This window comes from Pseudomonas sp. F007 (assembly GCF_057814275.1).
Genome location: NZ_JBVATA010000001.1, coordinates 838,064 through 850,524, shown reverse-complemented (window position 1 = coordinate 850,524; position 12,461 = coordinate 838,064). Strand labels below are relative to the sequence as shown.

Here is a 12,461-nt window from a genome sequence, read left to right as displayed (position 1 = left end):
GGCACATTGTCGCACCTGCAATTGCGCGCCCATCCGCTGTCTGGAAACCCTCATGGCAATCAGTACCCCTCAAACCGCCGCGTCCGCGGCGCCTGCGACTTCGCAAAGTAGCCCCCTGGTCATGCGCATCATCGGTGCCGTGGCCCTGGCGCATCTGATCAACGACCTGATCCAGTCGGTACTGCCGTCGATCTACCCGATGCTCAAGGACAGCTACGGCCTGACCTTCACCCAGGTCGGCCTGATCACCTTGACCTTCCAGCTGACCGCGTCGCTGCTGCAACCCTGGGTGGGCTATTACACCGACCGTCATCCCAAGCCCTATCTGTTGCCCATGGGCATGATCTGCACCCTGGTCGGCATCCTGATGATGTCCCAGGTTGGCAGCTTTCCCCTGATTCTGCTGGCGGCGGGGTTGATCGGCATCGGCTCCTCGACCTTTCACCCGGAAGCGTCGCGCGTGGCGCGGTTGGCCTCGGGCGGGCGGTTTGGCCTGGCGCAATCGACCTTCCAGGTGGGCGGCAATGCCGGTTCGGCCTTCGGTCCGTTATTGGCGGCAGCGATCATCATCCCGTTTGGCCAGGGCAATGTGGCCTGGTTCGGGCTGTTCGCGGTGTTCGCCTTGCTGGTGCTGTACCGCATCAGTCGCTGGTACGCCAATCACCTCAACCTGTTCAAGCTCAAGCAAGGCCAGGCGGCGACTCACGGGCTGTCGAAGGGCCGGGTGATCAGCGCGCTGGTGGTGCTTGGGCTGCTGGTGTTCTCCAAGTATTTCTACATGGCCAGCCTGACCAGCTACTTCACCTTCTACCTGATCGAGAAATTCGACCTGTCGGTGGCCAGCTCCCAGCTGCACCTGTTCCTGTTCCTCGGCGCGGTGGCGGCGGGCACCTTCTTCGGTGGGCCGGTCGGCGACAAGATCGGGCGCAAGGCGGTGATCTGGTTCTCGATCCTCGGCGTCGCGCCATTCACCTTGCTGTTGCCCCATGTCGACCTGTTCTGGACCACCATTCTCAGCGTAGTGATCGGCTTCATCCTCGCATCGGCGTTCTCGGCCATCGTGGTCTACGCGCAGGAACTGGTGCCGGGCAATGTGGGAATGATCGCCGGGGTGTTCTTCGGCCTGATGTTCGGTTTTGGCGGGATTGGCGCGGCGTTGCTGGGTTATCTGGCGGACATTCACGGCATCGAGTACGTGTACTTCCTCTGCTCATTCCTGCCGTTGCTCGGGGTCTTGGCCATCTTCCTGCCGCGCTCGAAAAAGGCCTGACGCGTTCATTGAAGCGCGGTCCGTCTTCCGGGCCGCGTCAGTGTTTTTCAGCGCACAGTCAGGCCCGCTCGACCCGACGCACGCTCGCAGGCTGCTCCAGGGGCGGATGCCGGCTGATCACCTCGACCTGATCCGCAACACCTTGCGCCCTGGCGATGATTGCCTGCCATTGCCCGGGCTCGGCCGTTACCTGCACGCGCAGGCGCCCAATCGAGCGGCCCTGGATGCGTTCCACCGTGCCGTGCAGCAGCACCAGGTTTTTTCCCAGCGCTGTGGCGATTGCATCGGGTCTCGGCTCCAGCCCGGCGCTGCCGTCGTAGCGCAGGTCCAGGGTGAGGCCTTCGCGCCCGCCCGCGTCCGTCTCCTGTGGGGCATGTTCCAGTGCGCCGAGCAATGCGCGGGTCACCGCATGCTGCGGTGCGCCGAACACTTTCCAGACTTCTGCCTGCTCCACCACTTGCCCCTCATCCAGCACGGCGACGCGGTCGCAAATATCGCGAATCACCCCCATCTCATGGGTAATCAGGACAATCGTCAGCCCCAGTCGACGATTGATATCGCGCAACAAGGCGAGGATAGCCTGGGTACTTTCCGGGTCCAGGGCCGAGGTGGCTTCGTCGCACAAGAGGATTTCCGGCTGCAGCACCAGGGCCCTTGCGATACCCACCCGCTGCTTTTGCCCGCCGGACAGTTGCGCCGGGTAGGCATCGCGGCGTGATTCCAGACCCACCAGTTTCAGCAGTTCCTCGACCCGCTGCTGCCGCTCTTCGCGCGCCACGCCGAGCAGGCGCAGCGGCAGGGCGATGTTTTGCGCGACAGTGCGCGAGGACATGAGGTTGAAATGCTGGAAGATCATCGACACCCGGCGACGCAGTCCGCGCAGGCGCTGATGTTTGAAGCGGCTGATGTCTTCGCCGTCCACCAGGATCTCGCCCTCGCTGGGCGATTCCAGCAGGTTGAGCATGCGCAGCAACGAAGACTTGCCGGCGCCACTGCGGCCGATGATGCCGAAGATCTCGCCGCGATGGATGTCCAGCGAGATGTCGCGCAGCGCGCGCACACCGTTGGGGTAACGCTTGCCGACCGCCTTCAGGCGAATTTTCACTTCAGGGCGGTCAGCCAGGTTGGGATAGGCCATACAGGGCGCTCTCACAGGTTGGGTTAGAACGCCGGGTAAATGGCGCCCTGGTAGCGGCTCTTGATGAACGCCCGGGTGTCATCGCTGTTGAGGGCATCGGCAACGATCTTGATCGCCTTGTCGTGCTCGTTCTCCGGGCGCGTGACCAGGTACTCGCCCCAGATGTTCTTGCCGTCCTGGCCCTTTTCTATGTACAGCGATTTATCCAGCGGCAACTTGGCCTCCAGCACGTAGTTGCCATTCAGCGCGGCCAGGTCGACCTGGGCCAGTGAGCGCGGGAGCATGGCCGACTCCAGTTCGACGATCTTCAGTTTCTTCGGGTTCTCGGTGATGTCGCGCAACGTGGGCAACGGGTCCTCGGGGGTATCCAGTTGCGCCTTGCCCTTGAGGGTGATCAGCCCCAGCTTCTGCAGGACCAGCAGGCCGCGTCCGCCATTCACCGGGTCGTTGGGGATGGCGACCCGGGCACCGTCGGCCAACTGGCTGATGTCGGTGATTTTTTGCGAGTAGGCGACGAAGGGTTCGATGTGCACCGGAACAATCGGCACCAGATGGGTGTGCCGCTCACGGTTGAAGTCATTGAGGAAGGGGCGATATTGGAAGTAGTTGGCGTCCAACTGCTTGGACACCAGCTGTGCATTGGGCTGGATGTAATCGGAGAACACCCGGATATCCAGGTCGACGCCTTGTTTGGCCACGATCGGCTTGATGAATTCGAGGATTTCGCTGTGGGGCACCGGGCTGGCGCCGATAGTCAGTTTCTCCCCGGCCTGGGTCAGGCTGGCGAATAGAACGTTGGAGGCGATCAGGGTCAAGGCAGCCCATTTGCTGAGTTTCATGGTGGTGGTTCCTTTGCGATTATTTTCGACTGAAATGCGCGACGAGGCGGTTACCGGTGGTTTGCAGCAGTTGCACCAGGACGATGAGCAGGAGCACGGTGACGATCATTACTTCGGTCTGGAAGCGCTGGTAGCCGTAGCGGATCGCCAGGTCACCGATGCCACCGCCGCCAATGGCGCCGGACATCGCGGTGTAGTCCACCAGCACAATGGCCGTGACCGTCACCGCCGAAATCAGGCCCAACCGGGCTTCGGGCAGCAGGGTGAACCAGACGATCTGCCAGGTGCTGGCGCCCATCGACTGACCGGCCTCGATCAAGCCGCGATCCACTTCGCGCAGCGCGGTTTCCACCAGGCGTGCGAAGAATGCAGTGGTACCCACCACCAGCGGCGGGATCACCCCGCGAACCCCCAGCGAGGTGCCGGTGAGCAAGGTCGTCACGGGAATCAGCACGATCAGCAGGATGATGAACGGTACCGAGCGCAGGATGTTCAGCACGAATGACACGAAGCCATAGAGCGCCGGCTGTTCGAGCAATTGGCGCTTGCCGGTGAGGAACAGTGCAACGCCCAGCGGCAGCCCGAACAGCACGGTGAAAATCAGCGCGCCGCCGAGCATGGCCAAGGTGTCCAGGCTCGCGTCGCTGATCTGGCTCCAGTCGATGAGATCGAATGACATGGCCTTAGATCCACGAGTGCAGCGGTGGGTGAATCGCGTTGAGGTAGTACTGCCCGACCGCGAACGGTTTCCAGCGCACCGGGTCATGCAAGGTGTGGGTGCGCGCATCACGCCAGAGCCGGTCGAGATTGTGTTTCTGCAGGGTCGAGCGCGTGCCGCCCAGTTCGAACAACTTGTTGGCGGCCGCCAGGGCGATTTCGGTGGTGAGCACTTTCGCCTCGGCCACGGCGATCTTGGCCAGGGCAATACTGTCCAGGTCGGTGTGGGCCAGGGTGGCATCGAGTTGGCGTGCGCCACGCTCGAGCAGCGCCTCGGCGGCGTGCAGGCGAATGAACAGGTCACCGACTGCGGCGATGGTGAACACGTCATCACTGGCCTTGGGTGTGTGGCTGTCGATCCACGGGCGTGCCTGTTGGCGGACGAAGTCCACCGTCGCCTGGAGGATGCCGCGGGCGATCCCGGCGTCGATGGCGGCGTGGATCAGTTGGCTTTGCGGGCCGACGGCGCTCGGCTGGTCGTACACCCGGTGCGCCGGCAGCACCCGCGAGGCCGGCACCCGTACCTGATCGATCAGCACCGTACCGCTGGCGGTGGTGCGCTGGCCGAAGGCCGACCAATCGTCGACCACGGTCAGGCCAGCGGCGTGCCTGTCGGCCAGCGCGACCGTGACCTTGCCGGTTTCGTCGAGGGCGACGATCGGCACGATATGGGCGAACAGAGCGCCGGTGGAATAGAACTTGCGGCCGTTGACCACATGCTCGCCGTTACCCTGGTCGACAATTCGGGTTTCGTAGGCTTCGACGTCCTTGCCATTGGCCTCGGAAAACGCGTTGCCCAGGCGCTGACCCTCAAGCACGGCGCTGAACAGTTCACGCTTCTGATGTTCGCTGCCGGTCTGGCGAATGACTTCGAGAATTTCGAAACTGTTCTGGGCAATCTGCGCGACCGAGGCGTCGCCCGCGGCCAGCAGCGCGAAGACCTTGGCCAGGGTGACCTGGGATACCTCTGCGCCGCCGTATGCCTTGGGAATCGTGATACCCCACAGGCCGCTTTGCGAATAGGCATCCACCTCGCTGAAGGGCAGGAGGCGATGGCGATCCCGTTCTCCCGCCTGGGCGGCGAATAGCCTGGCCAGTTCGGCGGCCACTTCCAGGGCCTGGGCGTCGTCTCGAATGACCCGGGCTTTCGCCGCCGGCGGAGCGGGGCGCCAGTCCGTGTCATGGGGCTGTGTAGGGGTTGAGTTACTCAAGGTCTGGCTCATGGCTGTTGTCTCGTCGCATAGGCTCAGTAATCCAGATGGTCACTGTTCTATGGAGTCAGGAGCAAAGCCTGTGCCAGGTAATAAATTCAATAAAAACAATTGGTTATGGATTATCGGCAGCGGCGTGGGTTTGCAGCAGTCAGCATTGCGCTGATTTGCTGTTGCCAGGCCAACAGTTGCTGGGCGGGACCTGTAATGGCCGGGCAATAAAAAACCCCCATCTCACCGAGTGAGTATGGGGGCTGGTTTGCGAGCAGGATCCTGCTGGCGGCTTACACGTTGAAGCGGAAGTGCATCACGTCGCCGTCCTTGACGATGTAATCCTTGCCTTCCAGGCGCCATTTGCCGGCTTCCTTGGCACCGGCTTCACCCTTGAACTGGATGAAGTCGTTGTAGGCGATCACTTCGGCGCGGATGAAGCCTTTTTCGAAGTCGGTGTGGATCACGCCCGCGGCTTGTGGCGCGGTGGCGCCGACGCGTACGGTCCAGGCGCGGACTTCTTCGACACCGGCGGTGAAGTAGGTCTGCAGGTGCAGCATTTCGTAGCCGGCGCGGATCACGCGGTTCAGGCCAGGCTCTTCCAGGCCCAGGGCCTCGAGGAACATGTCTTTTTCTTCGCCGTCATCGAGTTCGGCGATTTCCGCCTCGATCTTGTTGCAGACCGGAACGACCACGGCGCCTTCTTCTTCGGCGATGGCCTTGACCACGTCCAGGTGCGGGTTGTTCTCGAAACCGTCTTCAGCGACGTTGGCGATGTACATGACCGGCTTGGTGGTCAGCAGGTGGAAGCCCTTGATCACTGCCTTCTCGTCGGCGCCCATGTTCTTCATCAGGCTGCGCGCTGGCTTGCCTTCGGTGAAGTGCGCGATCAGTTGCTCGAGCAGGCCTTTCTGGACCACTGCGTCCTTGTCACCGCCCTTGGCGTTGCGCGCGACTTTCTGCAGTTGCTTCTCGCAGCTGTCGAGGTCGGCGAAGATCAGTTCCAGGTCGATGATTTCGATGTCGCGTTTCGGGTCGACGCTGTTGGAGACGTGAATCACGTTCTCGTCTTCGAAGCAGCGGACCACGTGGGCGATGGCGTCGGTTTCGCGGATGTTGGCCAGGAACTTGTTACCCAGGCCTTCACCTTTCGAGGCTCCGGCCACCAGGCCGGCGATGTCGACGAACTCCATGGTGGTCGGCAGGATGCGCTTGGGATTGACGATGGCCGCCAGGGCGTCCAAGCGTGGATCCGGCATCGGCACGATACCGCTGTTTGGCTCGATGGTGCAGAAGGGGAAGTTCTCCGCTGCAATACCGGATTTGGTCAGGGCGTTGAACAGGGTGGACTTGCCGACGTTAGGCAGGCCGACGATGCCGCAATTGAATCCCATGGTGTTTCCCCTTGGATAAGAGTCAGGCCTTCTGGCTGTGCAGGTTTTTCATCGCGCGGTTCCATTCACCGGCGAAGATATCCGGCAGCACGCCGAGGGCAAAGTCGATGCTGGCATCGAGTTTTTCCTGTTCGGCGCGTGGCGCACGACCCAGGACAAAGTTAGAAACCATACTGGCAACGCCCGGGTGGCCAATGCCAAGCCGCAAGCGGTAGAACGTATTCTGATTGCCCAGTTGCGCGATGATGTCGCGCAACCCGTTGTGACCGCCATGCCCGCCGCCCTGTTTGAGCTTGGCTACGCCGGGAGGCAAGTCGAGTTCGTCATGCGCCACCAGTATTTCCTCCGGCTTGATCCGGAAAAATCCTGCCAGTGCCGCCACGGCCTGGCCGCTGCGGTTCATGTAGGTGGTGGGAATCAGCAGGCGAACATCCTGACCCTGATGCGAGAAGCGTCCGGTCAGGCCGAAATATTTGCGATCGGGCACAAGGTTGACACCCTGCGCTTGCGCGATGCGCTCAACAAAAAGGGCCCCTGCGTTATGCCGGGTCTGTTCGTATTCGGTGCCTGGATTTCCCAGGCCAACGATCAGTTTGATGGCAGTCACGTCAGGGGCCCTTCCTTGGAGTGGTGAGTAAGATCGCGGCAAGTGGAGGTTGCGGCGAAAGTGGACGAAAAATGCTCATTTACCATGATGTAAACTCCGCGTTCCGCCCGCTTTCTCGCTACGTTCCAGTCCGCGATGTTACTGGGTCACTCCGGCGTACAGAGTAAAATTACTCTGCAGCGCCTTCTGCAGCTTCTGGAGCAACACGTGGAGCGTGAACGTTGGCAACAGCCAGGTCGTTACCGTGGGCCAGAGCAACAAACTCAACGCCTTTAGGGGCTTTGAGGTCGGACAGGTGAATGATCGCGCCGACTTCGGCGTTAGCCAGGTCAACTTCGATGAACTCAGGCAGGTCCTTGGCTTCGCAAGAAACTTCGATTTCGTTGGCAACGTGAGAAATTTCGCCGCCTTTCTTGATCGGTGCTTCTTCGTTGATGAAGTGAACCGGTACTTTGGCAGTCAGTTTCTGGCCAGCAACAACGCGCACGAAGTCAGCGTGCATGATGAATTGCTTGGCTGGGTGACGCTGCATCGCTTTAACGATGACGTTCTGCTTGGTGCCGTCAACGTTCAGTTCGATAACGTGGCTGTAGGCAGCTTCGTTTTCGAACAGCTTGGCGATTTCCTTGGCCACGATGGTCAGGGATTCAGCAGGCTTGTCGCCACCGTATACAACGGCAGGGATGTTCAGTGCGTGACGCAGGCGGCGGCTCGCACCTTTCCCCAGGTCAGTACGCGCTTGAGCGTTCAGGATGAAATCAGTCATTTTGTATCTCCAAAATAGCCATTACCGGCAGGCGTTTGCGACCAGCGCCAAACACGGTATGGGCAAAAAAGCCCCGCCCCGACAGGAATGCCGGGGCGGGGCGCTTTCATCAACGAGAGGTTCGTGAAGGGCAGGGCCCTTAGCGGAACATCGCGCTGATCGATTCTTCATTGCTGATGCGGCGGACCGCTTCGGCAACTACCGGTGCGATATCCAGCTGGCGGATACGTGCACAGGCTTGTGCTGCAGCGGACAGCGGGATGGTGTTGGTCACCACCAGCTCGTCCAGCACGGAATTTTCAATGTTCTCGATCGCCCGACCCGACAGCACAGGGTGTGTGCAGTAGGCAAAGACCTTGGCAGCGCCATGCTCTTTCAGGGCTTTCGCCGCGTGGCACAGGGTGCCGGCGGTGTCGACCATGTCGTCAACCAGAATGCAGGTACGCCCTTCGACATCACCGATGATATGCATCACTTCAGAGTGATTGGCTTTCTCACGGCGCTTGTCGATGATCCCGAGATCCACGCCCAGGGATTTGGCAACAGCCCGTGCACGCACGACGCCACCAATGTCCGGGGACACGATCATCAGGTTTTCGAAGCGTTGGTCTTCGATGTCATCCACCAGTACTGGGGAGCCGTAGATGTTATCTACCGGAATATCGAAGAAGCCCTGGATCTGGTCAGCATGCAAATCAACCGTGAGGACACGATCGATGCCGACTACGGTAAGCATGTCAGCGACGACTTTCGCGCTGATAGCCACACGTGCGGAACGCGGACGGCGATCCTGACGGGCATAACCAAAGTAGGGGATCACCGCAGTGATTCGAGTTGCTGAGGAACGGCGGAAGGCATCAGCCATCACGACGAGTTCCATCAGGTTATCGTTGGTCGGAGCGCAAGTCGGCTGAATAATGAAGACGTCTTTACCGCGAACGTTTTCATTGATCTCGGCAGTAATTTCGCCGTCGGAGAACTTACCGACAGAAATGTCACCGAGAGGGATATGCAGCTGACGTACGACACGCCGAGCCAGATCGGGGTTAGCGTTCCCCGTAAAGACCATCATCTTGGACACGCGCAGTACCTGAAGGCTGAGGGTAACCTGGATGAGTATAGGAAAATGGCAGGGGCGGCTGGATTCGAACCAACGCATGGCAGGATCAAAACCTGCTGCCTTACCGCTTGGCGACGCCCCTGTATTTGTTGCAACGATTACCCAGTAATCGATTCCTTTAGAGCAGACTCTGCAGCTTGCGATGCAACATCGAAACGTTGCTTCCTTTTGCTACAAACCCTGTAAGGGTCTCTGTAAGAAGGGCCGAGACTTTATCAGCTTCAGCTTTGCTTGGGAAGCCCCCAAACACACAACTTCCAGTTCCGGTGAGCTTTGCTTCGGTAAATTTACCTAACAAATTCAAGGCGTTGGCTACAGCTGGATAACGCCTTGTTACCACCGGCAAGCAGTCATTTCGACTGTTTCCCTTGGGAACGGGGCGCACTTTAATGGGCGGCGTGTTACGTGTCAACAACGGATCGGAAAAAATTTCTGCCGTACTAACAGAGACTTGCGGCACAAGCACGACGTACCACGGTTCTTCGGGGTCCACCGGGGTCAGTTTCTCGCCCACGCCTTCGGCGAACGCCGCATGGCCACGGACGAAAACCGGGACGTCGGCACCCAGGGTCAAACCCAGCGTCGCCAGGCGATCTTCGTCCCAGCCCAGTTGCCACAGATGATTGAGACCCAGCAGGGTCGTCGCTGCATTTGAACTGCCGCCACCGATGCCGCCGCCCATGGGCAGGACTTTGTCGATCCAGATATCAATGCCCAGCGTGCATTCGGATTGTTCCTGAAGTTTCTTTGCGGCCTTGACGATGAGGTTGCTGTCGTGGGGCACGCCTTCGAATTCGGTATGCAGGGCAATCACGCCATCATCGCGCACAGCGAAGGTGATTTCGTCGCCGTAGTCGAGGAACTGGAACAGCGTCTGCAACTCGTGATAGCCGTCGTCGCGACGGCCGAGAATATGCAGCATCAAATTGAGCTTGGCCGGCGAGGGCAGAGTCAGGCGGTTGCTAGCCATGTCATTGCCCCAGCTTGCGCGGTTGCCAGGCCTTGATTACCAGCGTGACGTCGAGATCACTGCCATGCAGTTTGATCCGCTCGGGCAGCCAGTAGCCGTTTTGCTCGGTGTAGGCGGTGTATTCGACTTGCCAACCGTCCTGTTCGAGGCTCGCCAGGCGGCTATTACCGTCCAGGGACAGGCGGCTTTTGCTGGCGGGCGATGGCAGGCCGCGCACCCACCAGGCGAGATTGGAGACCGGCAGTTTCCAGCCCAATTGCTCTTCAAGGAGGAGTTCCGGGCTCGGCGCGTTATAACGGCCCTGGTTCGCCACCTCAAGGGTGACATCGCCCGGGCGTCCGGTCAGGCGTGCCGCGCCGCGACCCAGCGGGCCGGACAGGCGGATGTCGTAGTAGTCCTGGCGCTGCAGCCAGAACAGCGTGCCGCTGCCCGAATCTTTCGGCGCGCGGATGCCGATCTTGCCGTCAATCTGCCAGCCATCGAGGCCGGTCAGTTGCTCTTTGTGTTCGCGCCATTGCGCGGGATTGCCGTGACCCTCGACCGATTCGCGGGGGCCAAGGCCCGCACAGCCGGCGAGGAGGGCGATGAAGCTGAATACGATGAAGTGGCGCAAAAACATGATTTTAAAGAGTCTCGGATCCGGTCAGGCGCTTGATGGTGCTGCGCAGGGTAGGGCTGTCGGGTTGGTCCTTGAGGAACTTGGCCCAGATTTGCCGGGCTTCGCGCTGTTTGCCTTTGGCCCACAGGACTTCGCCCAGGTGCGCGGCGATTTCCTGGTCGGGGAAGCGTTCAAGGGCCTGGCGCAGGTAGCGCTCGGCGTCATCGAGGTTGCCCAGGCGAAAATTCACCCAACCCAGGCTGTCGAGCACGGCCGGGTCTTCCGGGCTCAGTTGATGAGCCTGTTCGATCAGGGTCTTGGCTTCGGCGTAGCGCGTGGTGCGGTCGGACAGGGTATAACCCAGGGCATTGAGGGCCATGGCGTTGTCCGGGTCGCGCTTGATGATTTGCCGCAGGTCGGTCTCCATTTGCGCCAGATCGTTACGCTTTTCCGCCAGCATCGCGCGGGTATAGAGCAGGTTCAGGTCATCCGGGTACTGCTTCAAGGCTTTGTCGAGCACTGACCAGGCGCGGTCTTGCTGCTTGTTGGCGGCCAGGGACTCGGCTTCGATCAGGTACAGCTGGATCGCGTAGTCCGGCTGCTCGTCACGCTCCTTGGCCAGGCGGCTCTGGGCTTCGGTGGCGCGACCGTTCTGCATGAGGATGTCGGCCTGGCGCAGTTGCGCCGGCAGATAATCGGTGCCCGGTTCGACCAGGGCGTATTCGATCAGCGCACCTTGTGGGTCATTGCGCTCTTCGGCGATGCGGCCCAGGTTCAGGTGGGCGGAGTCGACGTGGCTGTCGCGGGCGACCAGGTCTTCCAGGTAACCCTTGGCCTCGTCCCAGGCCTTGGCTTCCAGGCAGACCAGCGCCAGGGAGTAGCGCAGTTCATCGTCTTCCGGGTACTGCTGCAGCAGGCTGGAAAACTCGGCCTTGGCGTCGTCCATGCGGTCCTGTTCGACCAGCATGCGGGCGTAGGTCAGGCGCAGGCGCTTGTCATCCGGGTACTTGCGAATGCTTTTCTGCAGCAGCGGCAGGGCTTCGTCGCCGCGATTGAGGCTCTGCAGCAGGCGTGCGCGCAGCAGGATTGGCGCCACTTCACCTTCTTCCGGCGGGTTTTTCTCGAGCAGGGTCAAGGCGCCCTGGGAATCACCGTCCTGTTGCAGCAGCAAGGCCTTGCCGAAAATCAGCTGGCCGTTGTTCGGATGGCGCTGCAGCAGCCGGTCAAAACTTTTCATCAGGCCGTTGCGGGTGTCCTGGTCGGTATCGGCGGCGGACAGGGCGAGGAAATCGAAATGGGTATCGCCCTTGCCTTGCAGGACTTTCTCCATATACATCATGGAGTCGTCATAACGCCCGCTGCGCGCCAGCTGGATAGCCGCGGCGCGTTGCGCCTCGAGGTCGTCGGGGGCGTTTCGGGCCCAGATCAACGCGCTGTCGAGTGCGGCCTGGTCGGCGCCCAGGTATTCGGCGATGCGAAATGCCCGCTCCGAAATGCCCGGGTCCTGGGTGTTGATGGCCTGGGTCACGTAGTTGTCCAGGGCAATGTCGTAACGATTGCGCTGGCCAGCCAGCTCCGCGCTCAGCAGGCTGAAGACCGTGTCTTCGCTGAACGAGCTATAGACCTTGGGCTTTTCAGGGGCGGGTGTGCTCCCTTCGACCGGCGGCGTACCGTCCGTCGAGACGGGTGCCAAGGCCTGGCAGCCGCTGAGGAAGACAAAAGCGAGGAGCAACGCGGAGGATCTATTCATATGGGAAGAGGGCGACTAACCTGCGGTCGGATCATCATGACACAAGCCTTCGGTCAAACATAACCGAGGCGCTCTTTATCTCTTTACGGC

12 protein-coding genes and 1 tRNA gene are annotated in these 12,461 nt (G+C 60.7%); 1 reads left to right on the top strand and 12 read right to left on the bottom strand.

Annotated elements, in window-relative coordinates:
• The first annotated feature begins 52 nt into the window (after positions 1-52).
• Entirely contained in the window at positions 53-1,270 is a 1,218-nt protein-coding gene (locus ACZYR5_RS04025; RefSeq protein ID WP_489087806.1) for an MFS transporter, read from the top strand.
• Between the two features lie 58 nt (positions 1,271-1,328).
• On the opposite strand, the gene ACZYR5_RS04020 is transcribed toward ACZYR5_RS04025, so the two are convergent.
• The 12 genes from ACZYR5_RS04020 to ACZYR5_RS03965 all read right to left on the bottom strand — a co-directional run bounded on the left by ACZYR5_RS04020 (position 1,329) and on the right by ACZYR5_RS03965 (position 12,371).
• Positions 1,329-2,408 (bottom strand): methionine ABC transporter ATP-binding protein, encoded by a 1,080-nt coding sequence (locus ACZYR5_RS04020; RefSeq protein WP_489087807.1) that lies wholly within the window; start codon positions 2,406-2,408, stop codon positions 1,329-1,331.
• 23 nt (positions 2,409-2,431) lie between these two features.
• Positions 2,432-3,247, bottom strand: coding sequence for a MetQ/NlpA family ABC transporter substrate-binding protein (locus ACZYR5_RS04015; protein ID WP_489087808.1), 816 nt, complete (start codon positions 3,245-3,247; stop codon positions 2,432-2,434).
• Between the two features lie 19 nt (positions 3,248-3,266).
• Entirely contained in the window at positions 3,267-3,926 is a 660-nt protein-coding gene (locus ACZYR5_RS04010) for a methionine ABC transporter permease (RefSeq protein ID WP_489087809.1), read from the bottom strand.
• A gap of 4 nt (positions 3,927-3,930) precedes the next feature.
• Complete coding sequence (locus tag ACZYR5_RS04005) at positions 3,931-5,187, bottom strand: SfnB family sulfur acquisition oxidoreductase (protein ID WP_489087810.1); 1,257 nt, start codon at positions 5,185-5,187, stop codon at positions 3,931-3,933.
• A gap of 272 nt (positions 5,188-5,459) precedes the next feature.
• Positions 5,460-6,560: a redox-regulated ATPase YchF gene (gene ychF, locus ACZYR5_RS04000; protein WP_489087811.1), complete on the bottom strand. Its 1,101-nt coding sequence runs from the start codon at positions 6,558-6,560 to the stop codon at positions 5,460-5,462.
• Positions 6,561-6,582: 22 nt separating this feature from the next.
• The gene (pth, locus tag ACZYR5_RS03995) at positions 6,583-7,167 is read right to left on the bottom strand and encodes an aminoacyl-tRNA hydrolase (protein ID WP_027619484.1); all 585 of its coding nucleotides are present in this window, start codon (positions 7,165-7,167) and stop codon (positions 6,583-6,585) included.
• 169 nt (positions 7,168-7,336) lie between these two features.
• Positions 7,337-7,933: a 50S ribosomal protein L25/general stress protein Ctc gene (locus tag ACZYR5_RS03990; RefSeq protein ID WP_489087812.1), complete on the bottom strand. Its 597-nt coding sequence runs from the start codon at positions 7,931-7,933 to the stop codon at positions 7,337-7,339.
• 139 nt (positions 7,934-8,072) lie between these two features.
• Positions 8,073-9,014, bottom strand: coding sequence for a ribose-phosphate pyrophosphokinase (locus ACZYR5_RS03985; RefSeq protein ID WP_003171603.1), 942 nt, complete (start codon positions 9,012-9,014; stop codon positions 8,073-8,075).
• Between the two features lie 46 nt (positions 9,015-9,060).
• Positions 9,061-9,135 (bottom strand) — tRNA-Gln (locus tag ACZYR5_RS03980).
• Positions 9,136-9,171: 36 nt separating this feature from the next.
• The gene (ispE, locus tag ACZYR5_RS03975) at positions 9,172-10,023 is read right to left on the bottom strand and encodes a 4-(cytidine 5'-diphospho)-2-C-methyl-D-erythritol kinase (RefSeq protein WP_489087813.1); all 852 of its coding nucleotides are present in this window, start codon (positions 10,021-10,023) and stop codon (positions 9,172-9,174) included.
• Position 10,024: 1 nt separating this feature from the next.
• The gene (gene lolB / locus ACZYR5_RS03970; RefSeq protein ID WP_489087814.1) at positions 10,025-10,642 is read right to left on the bottom strand and encodes a lipoprotein insertase outer membrane protein LolB; all 618 of its coding nucleotides are present in this window, start codon (positions 10,640-10,642) and stop codon (positions 10,025-10,027) included.
• A gap of 4 nt (positions 10,643-10,646) precedes the next feature.
• Positions 10,647-12,371: a tetratricopeptide repeat protein gene (locus ACZYR5_RS03965; protein ID WP_489087815.1), complete on the bottom strand. Its 1,725-nt coding sequence runs from the start codon at positions 12,369-12,371 to the stop codon at positions 10,647-10,649.
• Positions 12,372-12,461 lie beyond the last annotated feature (90 nt).